The organism is Actinoplanes sp. L3-i22 (genome assembly GCF_019704555.1).
Taxonomy (GTDB): domain Bacteria; phylum Actinomycetota; class Actinomycetes; order Mycobacteriales; family Micromonosporaceae; genus Actinoplanes.
The window spans coordinates 4,661,833-4,683,780 of record NZ_AP024745.1 but is presented as its reverse complement, the minus strand read 5'-3'; the positions used below and the strand labels follow the sequence as shown (position 1 = coordinate 4,683,780).

Genomic DNA, 21,948 nt, shown 5'->3' with positions numbered 1-21,948 from the left:
TGTTGACTGTTCCCGCATCCTTCAGCCGCCGCTTCGGGTTGCCTCAGGGCTGTGGCATTGCCGAAGCAACGCAACAGCCGGGAGTCACGTTTGATGAAGCAACTCGTTGCTGCACTGGCGGCGCTCACCGTCGCCGCCGGCACAGTGACCGCCACAGCGCTGCCCGCACAAGCAGCGACCCCGACAGTCGCGCCCGCGTGCGCCGCAGTCAACACGCCCGGTCTGGTGCAGTGCTTCGCGCTGCGCCGCACCGACCTGAAGTCGGTTCGGACGCTCAAGGCCGGGGCGACCCCACCCGGCCTTGGCCCTTCGGACCTGAAAAGCGCCTACTCCCTGCCCTCGGGCGGTCGCGGCGCCACCGTCGCGGTCGTAGACGCATATGACAACCCGAACGCCGAGTCCGATCTGGCCACCTACCGCTCGCAGTACGGCCTACCGCCCTGCACAACCGCCAACCGCTGCTTCAAAAAGGTGAACGGGAGAGGCCAAACCAGCCCGTTGCCGATCGCTGACAGCTTCTGGGCCGCCGAGATCTCGCTCGACCTCGACATGGTGTCGGCGGTCTGCCCGAAATGCCATATCCTGCTCGTCGAGGCCGACTCACCGGAATACGCCGACATGTTCGGTGCCATCAACACCGCGGTGTCACTGGGCGCCAAGTTCGTCTCGAACTCCTGGGGAAGCCCCGAGTTCAGCGGCGAGACGAGTTACGACAGTTACCTCGACCACCCAGGCGTGGCCATCACCGTGAGTACCGGGGACGGTTTCGGGGCAGCCCAGTACCCGGCCACCTCGCCGTACGTGACAGCCGTCGGCGGCACGTCGCTGAACCCGTCCCCGTCAACGAGGCGCGGATGGACCGAGAGCGCCTGGATGATTGCTGAATCGGGCTGCTCCGCCTACGAAGCAAAGCCGCCTTGGCAGGCCGTCACAACCGGCTGCGCAGGGCGGGCCGCAGCGGACGTTTCCGCAGTTGCCGACCCCATGAACGGGGTCGCGGTCTACCAGACGTACGGCGAGTCCGGCTGGTGGATCGGCGGCGGCACCAGCGCCGCGGCACCGATCATCGCGGGTGTTTACGCTCTTGCCGGCACGCCGGGCAGGTTGGATTACCCGGCCTCGTACCCGTACGCGCACCAGCACGGGTTGAACGACGTGACCTCGGGCAGCAACGGCAGCTGCGGCACGCCGATCTGCGACGCAGGCACCGGCTGGGACGGGCCGACCGGCCTCGGCACCCCGCACGGAGCGTTGGCCTTCAAGCGGCCGAGACCGATACACCGGCCACTGACGGCGGGCTGACACTGAAGCAGCAGTGGGGCGAATTGGCTTCCGTCCATGTTCGTGGGGCTGTCCGCGATGGATGTTGGCGTTGACCGGTTGCCTGGTGAGTTGAACCGGTTGCACAGCTCGATCGGGCCGCGGTTTCGTCAGGCGGAGCCGCGGCGCCCGGCGCGCCAGTGCCTGTGTGGGGTGGTGTCGGATCTGGGGCGCGACAACTAAGTGGCCGGCCGGCTCGCGAGAGGGACGTCGGGCACGAATTACCTCGCCACGGCGGGTGTTGGCCGACGTGGCCTAACCTCGGACACGGCGCGAGGAGCTGAACATATGATCGAAAACTGCCCGGAGTGCGGTGAGCCCGGCACGATGCTCGTCTACGGTTTGCCCGGTCCCGCGTTGGCCGACGCCGCCAAGGCCGGCCGCGTCAGCCTCGGCGGCTGCATGATCGAGCCGGGGCAGCCGGACTGGTTCTGCCCCGCGAGGCACAGCTGGACCGACGAGGACGTCGACGGCCGGGGGCGGCTGCTCGACGAGATCGTGGCCGAGTGCAACGCCCCGCCACCGCCGCCCACCGCTCACGCCGGTGCCGGCGTCGTCGAGTGGCGTGCCGGCGAGTCCGCGCTCACGCTGGTCACGCCGGGCGCGCCCGACCAGGTGGCGCCGTTCGCGCCGAGCATCCCGGTCGATGAGTACGCGTTCGTGGTCTCCCCCGACGAACGCTACGTGGCACTGTTCATCGATTCGGGCCACGACCGGCACTACCCGCACGACACGCACGGCTTCGAGCTGTTCGAGGTGCGGCCCGAGTTCCGGCACATCGGTGGGTTGCCCGCGCTGCCGGGCGACGGGCATCCGCCGGTGTTCTCGCCGGACAGCCGCTGGCTCGTCGGGTTCGTCGCGGACGGCTACCGGGTGCGCGGCACCGGCCGGCACTTCACCGACCTGTTCGACAAGCGGTCCGGCGCCCGGGTCACGCTCGACTGGGCGAGGCTGCGCGCGCTGCGGTTACCCGACCAGGAACTGCACTGGGTCGACGTCGGCGTCGAGATGCCGGTGTCCGCCTACCCCCACGAGTACATGGATTGGGACACCGAGGATGCCGTCGGGTTCACGGCGGCCGACGTCGCGGTGCTGCGGATGCCGTGGGGGCAGGAGGTCGCGGTGTCACTGCCCCCATCGGCGCCGGTCACCGGCGACCGGCCGCCCACGGATCCCTACTATTCGGCTTTTCAGTAGGGCTCGCCCAGGTCGAGGACGGCCAGGCCGTGCGCACAACCGACGGCCAGCCGGGAGCCCGCCGCGGCCAGCGCCTTGACCTCGGTTGCCATCCGGACGGAGGTCAGGTGGCGCCAGCCGATCGGATCCCAGAACTGGACCTCGTCGCGGCGTCCGACGGCCAGCACCGGCCGACCGTCGGACCCGGTGAGCAGGCACGGGTGCTTTCCGGCGAGCTCGCCGAGCACCTCGCGGCCGATGACGTCGTGGACCTGGACCGTGCCGGTCTCGGTTGCGACGGCCAGCAGCACCCGGTCGTGGCCGGCCGGCGTCGCCGCCAGCGACCACACCCGGATGTCCGCCCCGAACGGCTCACCGACCGGCAGGCCGGTCGCCGGATCCCACAGCCGTGGCGCCCAGCTTCCGCCGCGCGCCGGGGTGGCGTTGCCGGCGGCCAGCAATACCCGGCCGTCGGGCATGGGCACCGCGGCGAGAGCCCGCAGCCGAGGCCGGTCGAGCCGGGTGAACATGTCGCCGGCGCTGCCTCCGGTCGCCGGGTCGCGCAGCCGCAGGACGTTCATGTCGTTGCCGGTGGCCAGCAGTGTCCGCCCGTCCGGCAGGCCGATCGCCGTCATCGAGCGGATCGCGTTCGCGCGGGCGGTCGGCGTCGCGACGAGAAGCTGCCCGGTCACCGGGTCCCAGGAACGGATGGTGCCGGCCGCGTCACACGTCACCACGACCACCCGCCCGTCGGGCAACGGCGCCGACGCCATCGCGCTGACGCCCCTGGCATGGCCGGTCAGCGTCGGCGCGACCGGCTCACCGGTGAGCGCGTCCCAGAACCGGACGGCCTCGTCCACCGGACCGCCGAACTCGGAGGTGCCGCACGTGGCCAGCAGCGTGCGGCCGCCGGGCAGCGTCACCGGCGTCAGCAAGGCGACCGGGCCGACGCGTTCACCGGCCGGCAGCGGCCGTACCGCGGCGGGATCCCACAGCCAGAGCCTGCCGTCCGGTCCGGGACCGGCCAGCAGGGTCGGGCCGTCCGGGGACGGCACCGCCGCGATGGGCGCCGGCACGCCGTTCGTGCCGGCGTCACCGACCCGCCGGCCCGAGCCCGGATCCCACAGCCCGTCGCCGACCGCCAGCAGCGGGACCGTGCCGTCGGCCGCCGGCACCGGCATCAGGCCGTCGCCCCGCAGGGGATCGCCGATCATGTCGCCGGTCGCGGTGTCCCACAACCGCACCACGAAACCGTCGTCCTCGTGGCCACGTGACAGGGCCAGGACGAGGCGGCCGTCCGGTAGCGGCAACACCGCCATCCGGTACGGGTTGGCCTCGTCGTGCCGGGTCCGCAGCAACGGGCGCAGCTCCTGCCCACTCACCGGATCCCACGACCGGACCACGGCCTCCTTGTCGTCGCCGTGCAGGGTCAACAGCAGCGAGCGGCCGTCCGGCGTGATCATGGCCGTGACGGCCCAGGCGTCCAGCTTCTTCGGCACCGAGCCGGCGCCGAGTGGACCGAGCCTCGGCTCGCCGGTGACCGGATCCCACAGTCGCAGCGCGCCGTTGGACTCGTCGATGACGGCCAGCAGGTGACGGCCGCCCGGCACCGGCACGGCGGCCAGGCCGGACCCGTCGTACGGGCCGGGCAGCGGCTCGCCGACCCGCTCCCCCGCCACCGGATCCCACACCTGCACCAGCGAACCGTCGACGTCCTGGTAGGCGACCGCCAGCAGGGCCGTGCCGTCCGGCGCCGGCAGCGCGATCATCGCCTCGACGGCCTCCGCCGGATAGGTCAGCGGCCCGCCGACCTGCTCGGCGGTCGCCGGGTCCCACAGCGACACGACCGCGGGCGGACCGTCCCGATCATCGGCGACCGCCAGCAGCGTACGACCGGCACCGACCGGGACGGCGACCGCCACCTCGGCGGCGGCGGCGAGCGTGCCGCTCAGCGGCAGCCTGCGCCCGGGCCGCTCCCACGCCAGGCGTACGCGAATGACATCAGAGCGTTCGATCTCCGCATCAGCCATGCCGGCCGCCTTTCCGATCAGAGCCGCCCGCCAGGCTACCCACGATCTTCAAGCTGCTCGGCCGCACCACGGCGAGGCCGGCGGCTGACGGTGACTCACCGGACGAATGTCGAGAGCAGTGCACCGGTGTCGGTGTCCCAGATCCGGGCGGCACCGTCGGTGGAGGCGGTGACCAGGGTGGTGCCGTCCGGGCCGAAGGCGAGCGCGGCGACTCCGGCGAGGTGGCCGATCAGCTCGTGCCGCCGGGTGCCGGTCGCCACGTCGTAGACCAGGGGCGCGCCGTCGAACGGGGCGACGGCGAGCAGGCCACCGAACCAGGAGAAGGCGACCGCGCACCCCGAGTCCACGCCGGACAGGGTGCGCACCACTTCGGCCGTGCCGAGGTCCCAGATCAGGACCTTGTCCAGGTCGGCCGGCGCGGCGGCGAGGCGCCCGTCGGGGGAGAAAGCGATCGCCTCCCGCAACCGGCTACCACCCTCGCCGTCCGGGAACGCCGGGCTCAGACCGCCGGAGGCCGGGTGCCACATCGTCACGTCGTGCGAGCCGACCAGCGCGATCGTCTCGCCGTCCGGGGCGAACACCGCGCGATCGGCGACGGCCTCGACCTCGTGCCGCAGCGTGCCGTCGCTGACCTCCCACAGGCGTACGCGACGGTCCTTGTCGACGGTGACCAGCCGCCGTCCGTCGGGTGAGAGCGCCAGCGCCTTCGTCTTGCCGGCCGGGCGATCCAGGGTCAGCCGGACCTGACGGCCGTCGAGGTCGCGGATCTGCGGCGCGTGGCGCGGTCCGGCCAGCGCGACGCCGAGACCCTCGGGGGTGAACGCGACGGCGACCTGCCGGTGCGGCTTGCCCTTGAAGCGTTTGCGGACCTGGCCGGTGGCCACCTCCCACAGCAGCGCGTCGCCGTTGTTGTCGACGGTGGCCAGCAGCCGTCCGTCCGGCGAGAAGGACACGTCCCACAGCGGGTTGTACGCCTTGTCGGCAACGGTGACGGCCGCGCCGCCCGGCTCGGCCCACAGATGCAGGTCGCCCTCGCTCGTGCCGACCGCGATCCGCCGCCCGCCGAGCGCGACGGCAAACGACGTCGGCAGGCCGTTGACGTGCAGCTCCGCCACGACGGCGCCGGTCGCGGCCGCCCGGACGGCCAGCGAGTCGACCACCTCGCTGGGCGCGGCCACCACCCGAACCGGATCCGGTAGCACGATCGCGACCTCGACCGGCCGGTCCGGCCTCGGCAGCGGTGGGGCGGAGGTGCGCAGCTCGCCGGTGGCCGCGTCCCACACCCGGATCGCGCCGTCGCGGCCCACGGTCGCCAGTTCGGAGCCTTCGCCGGTGAAGTCCGCCTCCGCGAGCCGGCGGCTCCAGGCCCGGTTGCGCAGCCGGCGCCACGCGCTCTCGCCCGGCCCGGGCAGGTGGAGCCGGAGCGCGCCGGTGGCCGCGTCGAAGACGTGGCATCGGCCGTCGTGTTCGAGCGCAGCGATCAGGCTGCCGTCGGGTGAGAACGCCACCGAGTCGAACTTGGTGTCCGGCGACAGCACCCTGCTCTCGCCGGCGGTGACGCCCGGGACCGCGTCGAACACGAACAGGCCCGGCCGGCCGGCCACGCCCAGCCGGGCGCCGTCGGGGCTGAACCGCACCGCGGCCGGGGTGTCGACGGCGAGCACCCGGCCGGCCGTTCCGGTCGACACGTCCCAGATCCGTACGGTGTCGTCCCAGCAGGCGGAGGCCAGTCGCTTGCCGTCGGGTGCGAAGGCCACGCCCTGCACCTCGGCGGTGTGACCGGCCAGGACGCGCAACGGTCGGCCGGTCGTCCCGTCGCGCAGCTCGACGGCGTATTCGCGGGCCGCCGCCAGCAGCGTCCCGTCCGGCGAGAACGCCAGCCGCTCGATCGAGCCGGAGGCGGTGACCCGGTCATGCGCGGTGGCCATGGATCAACACTAGATCGGCTCGGCCATCGCGTCGGACGAGCAGGAACGCCGCCGGTGGCCGTGCACCGCCGACGGCAGCCCGGCAGAAGTGTCAGGAAGGATCCGTTGTCGTCTGGTTCGCGGTCTGGTAGTGCTCGTCGGTGACCGGCTCGAGCCAGGTGGTCGGGTCGCCGCCGTCCGGCTCGGCCTCGAGCATCGCCAGGTGGCTCATGAAGGTGTCCTCGGTGCCGCCGTGCCAGTGCTCCTCGCCGGGCAGGCAGAGCACGGTGTCGCCGGCGCGGGCCCGGACGACCTGGCCGTCGCGGGTGCCGACCAGGGCGACACCCTCGGTGACGTGCAGGGTCTGACCGACGGCGTGCGAGTGCCAGTTCGTCCGGGCGCCGGGGGTGAACCGGACCAGGGCGACGGTCATCCGCGACGGCCCGGTGCCGCTGACGATCGGCGTCATGTAGACGGCGCCGGTGAACGCGGACGCCGGCGTCCTGACCGTGGCGTTGACGTGCTTGAGCTGCATGAGTTTTCTCCTAGGACTCGAATACCTGCTTGGCGACGCCCATCGCGGACATCGCCTTGGGCCAGCCGGCGTAGAAGGCCAGGTGGGTGATCGCGGCCTTGAGCTCGGTCTCGGTCAGGCCGTTGCGCTCGGCGAAGGCGAGGTGGAAGGTGAGCTGCTCGGTGTTCGTTGGAGGGGTTCACCTCACCCATGAAAGCGGGCCGGTCAGGCCGGCGGGAGGGCCTGGCGAAGCAGGTAATGACAGGACCCCCTTGCGGGTCCGCCGAGGTCCTACCGTGGTTGTCGTGGACAACCGGGACGACATCCGCGAGTTCCTGGCCAGCCGGCGGGCCAGGATCACGCCCGCCGACGCCGGCCTGCCGAACTTCGGCGGCAGCCGCCGCGTCGCCGGGCTGCGCCGGGCCGAGGTGGCGATGCTGGCCGGCGTCAGCCCCGACTACTACACCCGGCTGGAACGCGGCAACCTGTCCGGCGTCTCCGACAGCGTCCTGGACGCGCTGTGCCGGGCCCTCAGGCTCGACGAGGCCGAGCGCTCCCACCTGTACGACCTGGCCCGCGCCGCGAGCACCGGATCGAACGCGCGCCGCCGCACCGTCAAGCAGCAGGTCCGGCCCGGCACCCGGCACCTGCTCGAGGCGATGACCGACGCCCCCGCGTTCGTCCGCAACGGCCGCCTGGACATCCTGGCGGTCAACCGGCTCGGCCGGGCGCTCTACTCCCCCGCGTTCGAGAGCACCGCCCGGCCGGTCAACCTGGCCCGGTTCTGCTTCCTGGATGCGCGCGCCGAGCAGTTCTATCCGGGCTGGGAGGAGGCGGCGGACACCACCGTGGCGTTGCTGCGCACCGAGGCGGGCCGGGATCCGTACGACAAGGGTTTGACCGATCTTGTGGGTGAGCTTGCCACTCGCAGTGACGACTTCCGCATCCGGTGGGGCGCCCACGATGTGCGCCTGCACCACACCGGCGTCAAACAGTTCCGGCACCCGGCGGTCGGACGCCTCGACCTGGGCTTCGAGGCGATGCCGATGCCGGCCGATCCGGGGCTCACGCTGACCGCCTACAGCGCCGAGCCCGGCACCCCCGCCGCCGACAAGCTACGCCTGCTGGCCAGTTGGGCGGCCACCGCCGAGCGTCACGAATCCGCCGGTCAGCTGCCCTCCGAGTGATCGGAGTCTTCGCGCACACGCGAAGAACACCCTGGTCGAAGCGCTGCGGACGAGCTTCGCCTGGGCAGTTATGCGCCCGCGGTGCTGACTGCGCAGCGTTTCCACGCACCACCTGGGACGTCCTGGCATCACACGTTGACAGTCGATATCCGGCGACAGATCTACCGTCCCCGCCGGGATCTACTTGGCCGGCGTAGCGGCAGGGAGAGACCACTAGACGGCCGGCTGCAGCGCGGTGAGTCGTGCGAAGTCCGGGTCGGTGGCCAGTTCCCAGGCCCCGTCCAGGGAACCGAGCTGCTCGGCCGACCGGGGACCGACCACGGTGCGCGACAGCGCCGGATGGGCGAGGCACCAGGCCAGGGCGGCCTCGGCCAGTGGGTGTCGCCGGGCGCCGGGCGGCAGCCATGAGCCCAGGCTGCGGGCGCCGGCCTCGAACGCCGCCCGGGCGGCCGGCGGAATCCGCACCCGCCAGTCGTCGGCGGCGAAGGTGGTGCCCGCGCCGTGCCGTCCGCCGAGGAAGCCGTACGCCAGCGGCTGCATGCCCCAGACCGCCCAGCCCGCGGCGGCGGCCAGCCGGGCGGCGGGGACCGCGGTCACCCGGTTGAGCAGATTGAACTCCAGTTGCAGCACACCCCCGCCGGGCGGGGGTTCGCCGAGTTCGGCGACCAGGTCCAGCCGGTGGGTGGCCACGCCGACCAGCCGGTGCCCGTCGGCCCGCAGCGTGCCGAGCAGCCGCCGTACCGTGCCGTCGCGGATGGCGGCCTCCGGCGGGTCCTTGATCAGCACGGCCGCCGGCGCGTGCACCGGCTGCCCGGCGAGCTCGGCACGGATGCCGTCCGGGTCGAGTTCGCTGCGCGGGCCGTCGGCACCGCCCGGCCGGCCGGGCTTGACCACCACGCGCCATCGCCGGGCGCGCCGGCGCTCCCAGTCCGCGACCCGGCGCAGGCCCTCGCCCGCGCCGTACGCCCCGGCGGTGTCGATCCAGCGGACCCCGGCCGCCCAGGCCGCGTCGAGCACCGCGTCCGTCTCGGCAGCTCGCAGGCCGGGATAGCCGCCCGGCCCGGCCGCCGTCGGTACCGGACCGCTGAGGCCCCACGTGCCCAGCACCACCCGGTCCGCCCAGGGGCGCGGGCCGTCAGGCGGAGGCAAGCCGGGCCGCCATCAGGTCCCGCTGGGTCTGATAGGCGACGCCGCCCTCCTTCTGCTGCAGGAAGAGCATCAGCAGCGAGCGGGCCACCGAGAGCTGCCCGTGCACCTTGGCCAGGTGCTCGCGGGCGGACAGGACCACCTCGGCCGGATCGGCCGGGCCGGCCAGCTGCTGCAGGGCCTGTTCGACGATCGCCACGAAGCTGTCGTTCACCCGGTTCTCGAAGGTGTCGACGACCCGGCGCACCTCGGGGGTGCGGTGCGGCATCGGGCGGCGCCACTCGTAGGTGATGGCCGACTGGACACCGGCGATGACGTTCATGAACTCCTGGAATCCGGTCGCCGCCTCCTGCGCGATGTCCTTGGCCACCGCGACCCGCGGGTCCTTGAAGCGCATGGTCATCGAGGTGCCGTGATCGGTCACCACGTTCTCCCGCTTCATCACCCGCAGCAGTGGCGTGCCGAAGTGCGGATCGACCGCGCTGTTCACGGTGACCGGCTTGCACTCGCCGATCTCGCGCAGGAAGTCCATGTTGCGGCGTAGCTGGTCGACCGTGGAGTCGTAGTTGAACATCATGAAACCGGGCTGGAAGGACATGCCCAGTTCCTTGACCACCTGCACGGCACGGCTGTTCTGCTGGGCGGAGTGCGCCTTGCCGTAGAGCTTGAGGTCGCTGTCCAGGCCGGACTCCAGGCCGATGAAGCAGTGCCGCAGGCCGCCCGCGTACAGCCGGGACAGCACCTCGGGGTCGGCGTTCTCGGCCCGGAACGACATCGCCAGCCCGACCGGGGAGCCGGCGTCGGCCAGCAGGTCGGCGAACCGCAGCGCGCGCTCCAGCCCCGCCGCGTGGCCGCCGAAGAACTCGTCGTCGACGATGAGCAGTTCGAGCAGCCCGAAACGCTCGTGCAGGTCGAGCACCTCGGCGACCATCCCGGCCGGGTCGCGGCCGAGCCAGTCCCCGGAGGCCAGGCCCTTGCCGCCGCGCTCCAGGCCGTAGAAGCGCGGGATGCTGCAGAACGTGCACCGGGCGTAGCAGCCACGGCTGGTCGCCATCGCCGCCAGGCCGTCGTTGTCGATGATGTCCGCGGTCAGGTCCCGCGCCGGATGGGCCAGCAATTCAAGATCGGCCAGGCGCCGTACGCCGTTGCGGCGGAACCCGTCGCCGTCGCGGGAGACCACGCCCGGGGCCTCCTGCCAGCGGCGGCCGGCGGCGACGGCCACGACCACGTCCTGCATCGGCACCTCGCCCTCGCCGCAGACGACCCCGTCGACCGCCCGGGTCGCGGCGAGCACCCGCTCCGGGAAGAACGACACCGCGTGGCCGCCGACCAGTACCGGGCCGGTGAACCCGGCCTCGCGCAGCAGCAGGGCGATCTGCTCGACCTGCGGCGGCAGATGGTTGAGCACCACGGTGAAGCCGACGATGTCCGGGTCGGTGGCGAGGATCCGGTCGGCGGACTCCTGGACCGACCAGTCGTGCATCATCCCGTCGAGCAGCACCGCCTCGTGTCCCGCGTGGCGCACCGCCGCGCCGAGATAGCCGAGGGCCAGGCATTCCACCGGCTTGGAGAACTTGTGCAGGACATTCACCGGCGGACGAATCAGGGCAACCGTCAGGGACATGGATTCAGCCTCCCCTCTAGAAAAGGAACTGGGTGGTCACGTCCAGCAGGCGGACCGGCACCCGCAGCGCCCGCTCGAGGTCGCCCCAGTGCCGGCCGGCGATGTCGCGGCCCTCCTGGTTGAAGCCGGTGCCCGGCAGCAGGATCAGGTCCGGCCGGGTGCCGCTGCGGTCGATGTCGGCACGGATCGCCCGGTGCATGTCGCCGACCGTCGCCATGTCGAGGACCTGGATGTTGCCGCCCAGGTACTCGTTGGCCACGACGGTGTAGTGCAGGTCGCCGGCGAGGGCGGGCAACCACCGCGCGATGAAGCTGCGGGCCTGCACCTCCATCAGCGGTGAGGTGAGCAGCCAGGGCCGGCGTGCCCCGGTGGCGGCGACGGCGGCCTCGATCCCCCGGGCGTCGCCCATGCTCAGCGACGGCGCGACGACCACCCCGTAGGGCACCACGTACTTGCCGATCAGGTGGCCGGTGTACGGGTACTCGGTCGGCGCGTCCGGGTCGAGGGTCAGCTCCAGCCGCTGGTCGCCGCGGCGGACCACGATCCGGGACGGCCGGCGCAACGTCATGATCAGCGACTGGATCTGGGCGCGCGACGAGATGGTGAACATGCCGATCTTCTCCACCACGTCGCCGGGCTCGAACCCGGCGGCCGCGGCGGGCGAGCCGGGCACGGTGCCGGCGATCCGCGGCTCGTGCGGATCGTCGAAGAGGGTGTTCGCCTCGAAGGCGCTCGGGATGATCACGATCGGCGTGCGGTACCGCTTGCGCAGGTCGGCGATGTCGCGCGCGGAACGTTCCCAGGCCTGCGTGATGTCGAACGGCAACGCGTACGGATGGCTGCGGGTGAAGCCCGGCAGGTTGACCCGGACCATCGCCGGCCGCAGCGGCTCGATCTTGTCGAGCGCCTCGGCCAGCCGCTCGATCGGCAGCTCGGGGGTCGCCACGAAACTCAGGCCGAACGGGATCCGCCGCTCGGAGAGCTGTTGCAGACAGGTCAGGGCGGTCTCGGTCTGGGTACGGCGTTCGTTCATCACCTGCTGCCGCAGCGGTGCGTCGACCGTGTTCGTGGAGATCACCAGCGTGACCGGGCGGACCTCGTCGAGCAGGTCGATGACCCGCGGCAGCAGCGGGCTGCCGTTGGTGATGAAGTAGAACTCGCGATCGCTGACCGCCCGCAGGGCGCGCAGCACCTGCGGCAGCTTGGGATCGACCAGGAACTCGTTGATCTCCCACTGCGACTTGAACAGGGTCCGGCTGCCCTCCGGGTCGAAGTACCGCAGCCGGGTGTCCATCTCGTCGGCGGCGATGACCTTCTTGCCCCGGGCGACCGCGAGGTCGTCGGGGTTGCCGAACAGGTAGCAGAACTGGCAGGCGACGTTGCAGACCCGGGCCAGGTACTCGTAGATCTCCGACGGGTGGCATTCCGCCTCGACCTGCCACTCGGACAGGTCGCGCAGCACGAAACCGGTCAGCCGGCCCGGCGCCGGCGCGTCGGCCAGCGGCAGGCGCATCGGGTCCGGCGCCACCACCAGCAGCGCGGCCACGATGCTCCAGTGCCGGGCCAGCGCCACGATGCTCGGCTCGGTGGCGGCCACCGTGTGCAGCGGTTGAAGCTTTCCACCCGGCAGCTCCAGGCGCCCGCCCAGATCGGGGTGGGTCTCCGGTTCGACCGCCGGCAGCGGCTCGTGCCGGTCGCCGGCCCGGACCCCGTCGACCGGCAGCACGCTCGCGCCGTCCAGCAGTTCGACGACGTCGAGCAGGACGCCGAGCACGGCGGCGTGCAGGCCGGGCCGGTCGGCGCTCACCGGTGGCGCCGGCGGGATCGGATAGCCGAACGCGAAGTCGGCCGGGCGGGGCGCGGCCGGCACCGCCCAGTCGCCGTGGGCGCCGTCCGTCGCGGTCCACCGCGCGGAGGGCCGCATCTCGCCGTCGACCTGTGGGAAGGTCGCGGCAGTCAGTGCGGCGACCTGCGCCTGCAGCAGCCCGCCGGCGGGGTGCCGCGCGAGGATCGGGTCCACCTCCCGGTCGCCGGTGTGCGAGCGCAGCCGGAATCCGGTCGGATGCACGTCCCGGCCGTCCACGGTCAGCGTGGCGTCCCCGGCGATCAGGCCGAGCACCTCGCCCGCATAACGACGGAAAGCGTGCCGTGAGCGGATCTCCGGATCGCTACCCGGTACGACAGGTTGAGCAATTTCCACGCTGGACGTCACGAATTGTCCCCCGTACACAAAGTCGGAAAGCGGGCCGAATCACAGCCAGCATCGGGCGAAATCGGGCACCCGGCCGTTCTCGGCGGTGCTCGGCAGATCGTCCAGTGCGTCCAGTGCGGTGTCCCGTGCGACCAACAGGTCCCGGGTGGTTGTCCGCAGCGGGCGCCGATTCGGACGGCATCGGGCCGGGCTACGGATCTGCAGTGACATCGTCTGCGGTTCGGGCGCGAGCACGCAGTGGAACTCGTCCCAGGGCAGCACGTACACGTGCCCGGCGTCGTCCTTGGTGCGGTGCCGCAGCGAGAGCCGGGGGGCGGCCAGATCGCCGTCGTTGTCGAAGAGCAAATGGTGATAGCTGCCACCGATGACCCGGGTCGCGAAATCGAAATGGTGATAGTGCGGCGTGATCCGTCCCTCGCGCTGATGGGCGAGGAAACTCGCTTTGTCGAAATGGTTGAGAACGATCCGGAATTTGTCCGGCTCGTCGTGCAGAAGCAGGGTCTTGGGCTCGACGCCCTCGACGAAAATCTTTTTGGTGCCGTCCGCGAATGAATCGTCGGTGACGGCGGCGAGGTGGTCACGCACTGCGGCCGCCCAGTCGATCGGGGCAGACAGCGCTTCCACACACCTGGCCCGGAAGTCGTTGTCGCCGGCATCGCGCAACACCGTGATCACTTCCGTCAGGGAAGTCATCCGCAGCATGTGCCCACCCCTCCCCGTGTCAACTAACCTAGATTTGTGCAGGTCAGACGACGTTTACCGACGCCATCGACTCGACCAGGGACTTGTTGAGGGCCTCGGCGCGCGCCACCAGGTCCTCCTCGGTCCAGCCCCGCTCGGCCATCAGGGCCTGGGCCTTGTCGGCGTCGTTGAGCGCCTCGAGCAGCAGCTCGGCGTCGACGTCCAGTTCGGTCTTCATACCGCTCTCCTCTGTTCGGACATAGGCCGTGATCACAGCCTTGAGCCAAGGTAGCAGCGCGCCCACCATCCATCAACGACTTGTCCGCATTCACAGGATGGAACGGGATCTTGCATGCTGATCAATGTGTGTTAATTTTGGGAAAGGCTCGCTGGAATGCGGGGAAACTGCTGTTCATAGGGGTGGTATGAGCGCCACGACGGCAAGCTCGCGGGTGACCATCGACGACCTGCGGGTCTCCGGGTCCGAGGTGGATCCGGTGGTGCGGAGGCTGACCGAGCACGGTGTCGCCGTGCTGCCCGGCTGGCTCGATCCGACCCGGACCGCGGCGCTCGCCGCGGAGTTCGAGGCCTCGTTCGCCGCGGCGCAGTCGGAGCCCGACGAGCTGACCGACACCGGCAAGGACCTGTCCCGCCACTACGGCCGGACCACCACCGGCACGCACCTCAAGTACGGCAACGCCGAACTGCGTGCCGGTCTGCCGGTGGCGCACGACGTCTTCAACGACCCGTTCATGCGGTCGGTGACCGACGCGTACCTGGGGCGGCCGTCGACGCTGAACCGGCACGTCATCCTGACCGACGATCACCTGGCCGGCAAAGAGGTCATCTCGTACCACTTCGACGAGATCCGCTCGCTGAAGTTCCTGATCTACCTCGACGACGTCGACGCCGGCAACGGCGCCTTCGAGATCATTCCGGGCACCCAGCACCAGGGCGCGCAGATCCGGGTGAGCGAGTGGCTGCGCACGGGCGACTTCAACGCCGTACACATCAGGGTCTTCGAAGATTTTTCCGACGACCTGTTCTACACGCTCTTCGGGCACTTCAAGCCGTTCCTGGCGACACACAGCGTCAAGGTGCACGCGCCGGCCGGCTCGATGATCGTCTTCACCACCGACACCATCCACCGGGCCGGTCGGCTCGACGAGGGCCGCCGCCGCCGGGTGGCCCGGGGCAGCAGCTACTCCGGTCTGTGGCCGTGACCCTGGTCGCCGAGCGGCACTTCGCGGCCCTGCCCGAGACCCGTCGCAGGTTCCTGGACGACGACCGGCTGCTGGTGGTGCTCGACGACTTCCTGACCGCGGAGCGGATCGACCGGCTCGCCGCGCACGCCGCCCGCCACGACGACTACGCCGTGGAGTACGGGCTGACCCCGGACGACGACGAGGGCTGGGCCGAGACCCGCGGCCGGCACGTGACCCGCGCCGAGTACGAGGCGGCCCCGGAGGCGCAGCACTACTACCGCTTCGCCAGCAGCCGGTTCTGGTCCTACCGGCCGGGGCAGACCCGGCTCGACGCGAGCTGCCCGTTCGACCTCGCCGAGATGGCCGCGCTGCTGGAGTTCGCCCGCGCCGGAACCGGCTACGACCTGGGCAAGATCCGGTGCGTGCTGCGCCGGTTCGGCCCCGGCGACTTCATCGGCGACCACCACCAGAACCGGCTGGACCGGGTGCTCACCGCACACCTGCCGCTGACCGCCGATCCCGGCGAGGACCTGCTGCTGACGCTGTACGGCCACGACAACACCCCGCGCCGCATACCGTTGACCCGCAACTCGTTCTCCTGGTTCGACCTGCGGGGCCGGTGGCGCGAGGCGGTGGCGCGGCGCACCAGCGCGGTCCCGGTCGACCTCGTACATTTCTGGTTCTACGCGTGACGCCGCTCTGGCAGGCCGTCGACCTTCCGGCGCTCCCCGGCCGCAGCCTGCTCTGGATCGACGACCTGCGGCATCTGAGCCCGGAATACCTCGCCCGGTACTTCCGCCCGCAGGCGCAGGGCATCTCGCCGCGGGTGCTGGCCCGGGCACTGCGCGGGGCCGCACCGGAGGTCGCCGAGCACGTGCTCGGCCACGCCGCACCGGAGCTGACCACGGCCGTGCGCGAGCACGGCGCCGAGGACGTCGACCGGGCCCAGATCCGGCAGGCGCAACTGACCGTGGCCACCGTCTACTTCTGGGAGATGGCCTACCACGGCCGCCCGGAGGTCTACGAGCAGTTCTCGGCCCGGCAGCAGCCGCCGCTGGCCGAGCTGTTCCCGGTCACCGGCGTCCACGACCGGACCGTGCTGGACGTGGGCACCGGCGGTGGCCGGGTCCTGGCGCACCTCGACGGGCACGCCGCGCGGCTGTACGGGGTCGACCCGTGCCGCCCGCTGCTCGCGATCGCCGCCACGAAGGTGCCCGGCGCGGTCCTGCACGAGGGTGGCTTCGACCGGCTGCCGTTACCGGACTGCTCGGTCGACCTGGTCGTCTCGCACGGCGCCTACCAGGTCTCCGAGGAGCGCGGCGGCACGTCCGGGCTGGCCGAGGTGCGGCGGGTGCTGCGGCCCGGCGGCACCGCCCGCATCGCGGTGGCCAACCCGAGCACCGCACAGCACCTGCGCTCGACCGGCGTCACCGAGATCGCGGTGCGCGGGGCGATCGAGTGGACCGCCCCACCCGCGGACGCCGACCCGCTGCTGCACCACCTGCTGCGACTGGCCCATGTGCACTTCGACGAGCAGGGCCGCGGGCGTACCCCGGTCTGGCTCTTCGAAATCGTCCGGCCGGCCTGAGACACGGTCCGGCCGGACGAGGGCTCAGCGGTCGCCGGCGCCCATCGCCGCGAACGCCGCGCGCTGATGCTCGTCGATCAGCGCGGCCAGGTGCCGGACCCGCTCGCGCAGCGGCTCGGGCACCAGCAGGTAGCTGCTGCGCGGCGCGAGCGTGCAGCCACGGAACACCTTCGCCGGGTACGCCAGCGGTCCGTACACGATGGAGGTGTAGCCGGCCTGCAACGCGTAGTCGATCAGCGCGTAGTAGGACATCGCGAAGTAGCCGAAGTTGTCCTGGGCGTACCCGGAGAAGCCGGTCATCTTCAGGTGCAGCTCGCCACCGTACTCATAGGCCAGGGCGAACGCCTCCAGCTCGCCGTCGCGTTCGGCGACCAGGATCCGGCACCACGGCGCGAGGTGGCGCTCGATGCGGTCCATCAGGCCGAGCAGCCGCTCGGTGGTGATCTGGTAGCCGTACCGGTTGAGCTGATCGGCGTGCAGGGCGGCCATCTGCGCACCGCGTGAACCGATCCCGTCGACGCTCACTTTCAGCCCGGCCTCGGCGAACGCCCGCCGCTCCCGGCGGATCTTGTTGCGGCGGCGCTTCGGCAGCCCGGCGAGGTAACCGTCGAAGTCGGTGGCGGACAGCTGCAGCGTGGCCTGGGCCAGGAACGCGGCACCCACGAAGCCTCGCCGCTCCAGCTCCGCGGTCAGCGGGCTGCCGTCCGGCACGTGCAGTACCGAGACCACCGGGCAGCCCCACTCCCGGGCGGTTGCGGTCAGCGTGTCCAGCAGCTCGCCGGTGCGAGCCGGCGTGAGGTCGCCGACCAGTCCGGGCAGGTACCCGCCGGGCAGCGTCGAGGTCACCGCGGGATAGCCGGCCGCCGTCAACTCCTCGGCCAGCCCGGCCCGGGCCGCCTCGATCGCGGTCAGCGCGGCCGGCTCCGGTCCGGCTTCCAGCTCCCCGGTCAGCAGCAGCGCCAGCGGATCGTTGGTGGGGAAGGAACCGGCCTCGGTCAACGTCGCGATCAGGCCCGCTCCGGCGCCGGGCGGACCGGTCACCGCGTACCGGATCGGTGTGGTCCGGCCCTCGTCGTCGGTGGCCAGCCAGGGCGGCAGGGTGAGCAGTGAGGGCCGCGCGACGGTCGCCGACCAGTCGTCGGCGATCTCCGCGATACGTCCGGCGGTACGGATGCTCATCCTCGGCCCTTCTCTCCCTCTTCCCGGATCGCCACCGGCACCACCGCCGCCGGCCGGGGCCGCACGGTCAGCTGCAACCCCGCCGCCAGGACGCTGGCCAGGAAGGACCCGAGCCAGAGCAGATTCTGATTCCAGGCGTACACCGCGGTGCCCAGCAGCGGCGCGACCGCGCCGGCCGCGGCGATCGACATCCCGTAGGCGCCCATGTATCGGCCCCGGGCGTCGGCCGGGGCCAGGCCGGCGACGAAGGCGGAGCCGATGGCGATCACCACGATCTCGCCGAGACTCCACAGCAACACCGTGCCGGCCAGGGTGGCGAGATTGTCGGTGAACGCGACCAGGCCGTACCCGATCCCGATCAGCAGATAGCCGCCGGCCAGCCCGGGCCGCTGGGGCAGCCGGCCCAGATAGCGCACCAGAAGTGGTTGCAGCACCGCGACCGTGCCGCCGTTGACCGCGAGCACCAGGCCGTAGTCGGCCGGGCTGTGCCCGGCGTCGGTCACCGCGAGCGGCAGGGTAGCGTACGCCTGGAAGTAGATCACGAAGATCAGCGTGGTCACCGCGGCGAAGACCACCATGGACCGGTCCCGCCACCAGGGCGTCCCGGGCGGTGGTTCGTGCTCGGCGGCCACCGGGGCCGGCTGGGCGGCGTCGGCCGGGACCAGCCGCCAGATCAGCGCGACGAAGATGACCGTGGCCAGCGCGTCCAGCCGGAACAGCCAGGCGTATCCGACCTCGGCCAGCAGGCCGCCGGCCACCATGGCGATCGAGATGCCCAGGTTGGTGGCCCAGTGCAGCAGGCTGTAGGCGCGCGCCCGGTCGCCTTCCGGGACCGCGTCGGCGATGAACGCGCTCAGGGCGGGGCGGTGCAGGTCCGCGGCCAGGCCCATGAGCGCGACCAGGGGCGCGATCAGCACCGGGGACCGGACCTCGGCGAGCGCCAGCACCATCACGGCGGTCAGGCTCAAACCGACGAGCATGGTGGATCGGCGGCCCCAGCGGTCGGCCAGCCAGCCACCGAGCAGATTGGAGAAGGCCATCCCGGCGCCCTGCAGGGCGAGCACCGCACCGGCGGCGGTCGCCGACATCCCCCGGTCGGTGGTCAGGTACAGCACCAGGAACGTTCCGGCGAAGGTCGCCGCCCGGTTGATCAGCGTGCCGGTCCAGAAGACCCAGAAGACCGGGGTGAGCGCGGAACGGTCGGTCGTGGGTGCGCTCACCGGCCGCCTCGAGCGTCGAGCGCCTCGGCGAGTTCGCGCGACAGCCGGCGCGCCTGGGCCAGCACGTCGTCCTCGGTGAGGTCGTACTCGGTGAGCAGACTCTGGAGCGCTTCCGCGGAGCGCAGACCCGCGAGAAGTTCCGCGACGGTCGGCTCGCTGGAGGATTGCGGCATTTTTACTCCGCTCGATCAGGGGCCGGGCTCACCGTAGCGGAAATACCGGTGTATTTCCATCGCCGCGGCGGCGCCGGAACCACCCTAGTGGACAGTCCGGCGCACGCCGCGGATCGATGTACCTCGCTCCGGACGCGGTCAGTTCGCGGACCCGACCGGCTCCAGCGAGACGTCGACGCTCAGCTCACCCGGGCCCGGCGTGAGGACCAGATCGGCGATGACACCGGCCGCGCGCAGGTCGGCGGCGGCGACCCGGGCCCGATCGACGGGTCCGCTCACCACCACCCGGCCGACCTCGGCGCGCATCGACACCTTCGCCGTGGACTTGGCCTTGCGGACGGCCCGCAGCACCTCGGCCACCGTGGCCAGTAGCGCGGGGTCATCGGCGGCGGTATGGCCCAGCTCGGCCACCACCGGCCACGGGGCACGATGCACCGACCCCTGCTGCCACCACGACCAGACCTCCTCGGTCACGTACGGCAGGAACGGGGCGAACAGCCGCAGCAGCACCGACAGCGCACGCCGCAGGGCCGCCCGCGCCGAGTCGGTGGCCGGGCCCGAGGCGTACGCCCGCGACTTCACCAGTTCCAGGTAGTCGTCGCAGAGCTGCCAGAAGAACCGCTCGGTGCGCTCCAGGGCGGTGGTGTACTCGAACTGCTCGAACCCGGCGGTCGCGTCCGCCACCACGGCGGCCAGCTCGGCCAGCACGGCCCGGTCGACCGGCTCGGTGATCGCCGCGTCGTCGGCGACGTCGCCCAGGCTCAGGACGAACTTGCTGGCGTTGAGGATCTTGACGCTGAGCCGGCGGCCGACCTTGATCTGGCCGGTGTCGAAGGCGGTGTCCGCGCCGGGACGGCCCTTGGCCGCCCAGTACCGCACCGCGTCGGTGCCGTACTCGGTCAGCAGGGCCATCGGGGTGACCACGTTGCCCTTGGACTTGGACATCTTCTTGTGGTCGGGATCGAGGATCCAGCCGGAGATCGCCACGTCGCTCCAGGGCAGGCTGCCGTGGGCCAGGTGGGCGCGCAGCACGGTGGCGAACAGCCAGGTCCGGATGATCTCGTGGGCCTGCGGGCGCAGATCCATCGGGAAGACCCGGGCGAACAGCTGCGGGTCGCGCAGCCGGCCGGCGGCGATCTGCGGGGTCAGCGACGAGGTGGCCCAGGTGTCCATCACGTCCGGGTCACCGATGAAACCGCCGGGCTCACCCCGCTGGTCCTCGCGGTACCCGGGCGGGGTCATCGTGCTGGGGTCGATCGGCAGCGTGGCGTGCGCCGGCGCGATCGGCTCGTCGTAGCGCGGCTCGCCGTCGGCGCCCAGCGGGTACCACACCGGGATCGGCACGCCGAAGTATCGCTGCCGGCTGACCAGCCAGTCCCCGTTGAGCCCCTCGACCCAGTGCTCGTAGCGGACCCGCATGTGCTCCGGGTGCCAGCGCAGCTCCCGGCCGCGAGCCAGCAACCGGTCGCGCAACTCGGCGTCCCGGCCGCCGTTGCGGATGTACCACTGCCGGGTGGTGACGATCTCCAGCGGGCGGTCGCCGCGCTCGTAGAACTTGACCGGCCGGGTCAGCGGCCGCGGCTCGCCGTCCAGGGCGCCCGCCTCGCGCAGCAGGGCGACGACCCGCTCGCGGGCGCTGTGCAGGGTCTTGCCGGCCAGCTCCGCGTACGCGACCCGGCCGTCCGAATCGAGGCCGGTCGGCGCCTCGGCCACCATCCGGCCGTCCCGGCCGACCACCGGGCGGGTCGGCAGGTTGAGCTCGCGCCACCAGATCACGTCGGTGAGGTCGCCGAACGTGCAGATCATCGCGATCCCGGAACCCTTGCCCGGCTCGGCCAGCCGATGCGCGACGACCGGCACCCGCACCCCGAAGACCGGGGTACGCACGGTGGTGCCGAACAGCTCCTGGTAGCGCTCGTCGTCGGGGTGCGCGACCAGGGCGACACAGGCGGGCAGCAGTTCGGGCCGGGTGGTCTCGATGTGCACCGGCCGGCCGTCGGCGCGCTGGAAGGCGATGCGGTGGAACGCCCCGGGCCAGTCCCGGTCCTCCAACTCGGCCTGGGCGACCGCGGTCCGGAACGTCACGTCCCACAGGGTCGGCGCCTCGGACATGAACGCCTCGCCGCGGGCCAGGTTGTCCAGGAAGGCCCGCTGCGAGGTGGCCCGCGAGTCGTCGTCGATGGTGGTGTAGGTCAGGTCCCAGTCCACCGAGAGCCCGAGGTGGCGCCACGCGGCCTCGAACTCCTTCTCGTCGATGGCGGTGAGGCGTTCGCAGAGCTCGATGAAGTTGGGCCGGGAGATCGGGACCGGCCGTTTCGGGTCCGGTGTCGCCGGCGGCGTGAAGTCCGCGACGTACGGCAGCGCGGGCTCGCAGCGCACGCCGTAGTAGTTCTGCACCCGGCGCTCGGTGGGCAGGCCGTTGTCGTCCCACCCGATCGGGTAGAACACCGACTTGCCGCGCATGCGCTGGAAGCGGGCGACCGTGTCGGTGTGCGTGAACGAGAAGACGTGTCCCATGTGCAGCGATCCGCTGACCGTGGGCGGCGGCGTGTCGATCGCGAAGATCTGCTCGCGCGGGCGGTCACCGTCGAAGGTGTAGGTGCCCTGTTCCTTCCATACCGCACCCCAACGCGCCTCAAGTCCGTCGAGAACTGGCGAATCGGGAACAATAGGACGTTGCGTCGACATGCGGGCCAGCGTACCGGACCGGCGGCGACCCGCGGGCGGCCGCCGATCCCGCATCCATGCATCGATGGGGATCTTCACCTCGGGGGCGGATCTCGCTA

18 protein-coding genes and 1 pseudogene are annotated in these 21,948 nt (G+C 71.7%); 6 read left to right on the top strand and 13 right to left on the bottom strand.

Annotated features, from left to right (window positions below; all coding sequences use genetic code 11):
* The first annotated feature begins 51 nt into the window (after positions 1–51).
* Together L3i22_RS20715 and L3i22_RS20710 are read left to right on the top strand one after the other, a co-directional pair.
* Positions 52–1,302 (top strand): S8 family serine peptidase, encoded by a 1,251-nt coding sequence (locus L3i22_RS20715; protein ID WP_255658440.1) that lies wholly within the window; start codon positions 52–54, stop codon positions 1,300–1,302.
* A 306-nt stretch (positions 1,303–1,608) separates the two neighbouring features.
* Positions 1,609–2,517: a hypothetical protein gene (locus tag L3i22_RS20710; RefSeq protein ID WP_221328604.1), complete on the top strand. Its 909-nt coding sequence runs from the start codon at positions 1,609–1,611 to the stop codon at positions 2,515–2,517.
* Here the strand turns inward: L3i22_RS20710 and L3i22_RS20705 are convergent.
* The 4 genes and pseudogenes from L3i22_RS20705 to L3i22_RS54375 all read right to left on the bottom strand — a co-directional run.
* Positions 2,511–4,526 (bottom strand): WD40 repeat domain-containing protein, encoded by a 2,016-nt coding sequence (locus L3i22_RS20705; protein WP_221328603.1) that lies wholly within the window; start codon positions 4,524–4,526, stop codon positions 2,511–2,513. The two genes, L3i22_RS20710 and L3i22_RS20705, sit on opposite strands and share 7 nt — an antisense overlap.
* Before the next feature lie 95 nt (positions 4,527–4,621).
* Positions 4,622–6,454 (bottom strand): WD40 repeat domain-containing protein, encoded by a 1,833-nt coding sequence (locus L3i22_RS20700; RefSeq protein ID WP_221328602.1) that lies wholly within the window; start codon positions 6,452–6,454, stop codon positions 4,622–4,624.
* Positions 6,455–6,545: 91 nt separating this feature from the next.
* The gene (locus tag L3i22_RS20695) at positions 6,546–6,968 is read right to left on the bottom strand and encodes a cupin domain-containing protein (protein WP_221328601.1); all 423 of its coding nucleotides are present in this window, start codon (positions 6,966–6,968) and stop codon (positions 6,546–6,548) included.
* A gap of 10 nt (positions 6,969–6,978) precedes the next feature.
* Positions 6,979–7,110, bottom strand: a pseudogene (locus L3i22_RS54375) (carboxymuconolactone decarboxylase family protein); the annotation flags it as partial.
* Between the two features lie 142 nt (positions 7,111–7,252).
* Here L3i22_RS54375 and L3i22_RS20685 point away from each other — a divergent pair.
* Positions 7,253–8,134 carry a helix-turn-helix transcriptional regulator gene (locus L3i22_RS20685; protein ID WP_221328600.1) on the top strand — a complete coding sequence of 294 codons (882 nt, stop codon included), beginning with the start codon at positions 7,253–7,255 and terminating at the stop codon, positions 8,132–8,134.
* A 213-nt stretch (positions 8,135–8,347) separates the two neighbouring features.
* On the opposite strand, the gene L3i22_RS20680 is transcribed toward L3i22_RS20685, so the two are convergent.
* From L3i22_RS20680 to L3i22_RS20660, 5 genes are read right to left on the bottom strand one after another with little or no spacing between them, the layout of a single operon-like run.
* Entirely contained in the window at positions 8,348–9,283 is a 936-nt protein-coding gene (locus L3i22_RS20680; protein WP_221328599.1) for an aldo/keto reductase, read from the bottom strand.
* Positions 9,270–10,904 carry a B12-binding domain-containing radical SAM protein gene (locus L3i22_RS20675; protein WP_221328598.1) on the bottom strand — a complete coding sequence of 545 codons (1,635 nt, stop codon included), beginning with the start codon at positions 10,902–10,904 and terminating at the stop codon, positions 9,270–9,272. Before L3i22_RS20675 ends, L3i22_RS20680 begins: the two co-directional genes overlap by 14 nt.
* 16 nt (positions 10,905–10,920) lie before the next feature.
* Positions 10,921–13,116 carry a radical SAM protein gene (locus L3i22_RS20670; protein ID WP_221328597.1) on the bottom strand — a complete coding sequence of 732 codons (2,196 nt, stop codon included), beginning with the start codon at positions 13,114–13,116 and terminating at the stop codon, positions 10,921–10,923.
* A gap of 39 nt (positions 13,117–13,155) precedes the next feature.
* On the bottom strand, positions 13,156–13,818 hold the full coding sequence (locus L3i22_RS20665) for a hypothetical protein (RefSeq protein WP_221328596.1): 663 nt from the start codon (positions 13,816–13,818) through the stop codon (positions 13,156–13,158).
* Between the two features lie 43 nt (positions 13,819–13,861).
* Positions 13,862–14,035 (bottom strand): hypothetical protein, encoded by a 174-nt coding sequence (locus L3i22_RS20660; protein WP_221328595.1) that lies wholly within the window; start codon positions 14,033–14,035, stop codon positions 13,862–13,864.
* 187 nt (positions 14,036–14,222) lie between these two features.
* Between L3i22_RS20660 and L3i22_RS20655 the strand changes: the two genes are divergently transcribed.
* Genes L3i22_RS20655 through L3i22_RS20645 form a run of 3 tightly spaced genes read left to right on the top strand, consistent with a single transcriptional unit; the run spans position 14,223 to position 16,590 of the window.
* On the top strand, positions 14,223–15,020 hold the full coding sequence (locus tag L3i22_RS20655; RefSeq protein ID WP_221328594.1) for a phytanoyl-CoA dioxygenase family protein: 798 nt from the start codon (positions 14,223–14,225) through the stop codon (positions 15,018–15,020).
* A complete protein-coding gene (locus tag L3i22_RS20650) occupies positions 15,011–15,694 on the top strand; it encodes a hypothetical protein (RefSeq protein ID WP_221328593.1) in 684 nt (227 codons plus the stop codon). Before L3i22_RS20655 ends, L3i22_RS20650 begins: the two co-directional genes overlap by 10 nt.
* On the top strand, positions 15,691–16,590 hold the full coding sequence (locus tag L3i22_RS20645) for a class I SAM-dependent methyltransferase (RefSeq protein WP_221328592.1): 900 nt from the start codon (positions 15,691–15,693) through the stop codon (positions 16,588–16,590). The genes L3i22_RS20650 and L3i22_RS20645 overlap by 4 nt, the downstream gene beginning before the upstream one ends.
* A gap of 24 nt (positions 16,591–16,614) precedes the next feature.
* Here L3i22_RS20645 and L3i22_RS20640 read toward each other — a convergent pair whose 3' ends face one another.
* From L3i22_RS20640 to valS, 4 genes are all read right to left on the bottom strand, one after another.
* Complete coding sequence (locus L3i22_RS20640) at positions 16,615–17,769, bottom strand: GNAT family N-acetyltransferase (protein ID WP_221328591.1); 1,155 nt, start codon at positions 17,767–17,769, stop codon at positions 16,615–16,617.
* Entirely contained in the window at positions 17,766–18,989 is a 1,224-nt protein-coding gene (locus L3i22_RS20635; protein WP_221328590.1) for an MFS transporter, read from the bottom strand. The genes L3i22_RS20640 and L3i22_RS20635 overlap by 4 nt, the downstream gene beginning before the upstream one ends.
* A complete protein-coding gene (locus L3i22_RS20630) occupies positions 18,986–19,162 on the bottom strand; it encodes a hypothetical protein (protein WP_221328589.1) in 177 nt (58 codons plus the stop codon). The genes L3i22_RS20635 and L3i22_RS20630 overlap by 4 nt, the downstream gene beginning before the upstream one ends.
* 138 nt (positions 19,163–19,300) lie before the next feature.
* Positions 19,301–21,850 (bottom strand): valine--tRNA ligase, encoded by a 2,550-nt coding sequence (gene valS / locus L3i22_RS20625; RefSeq protein WP_255658437.1) that lies wholly within the window; start codon positions 21,848–21,850, stop codon positions 19,301–19,303.
* Positions 21,851–21,948: the final 98 nt, after the last annotated feature.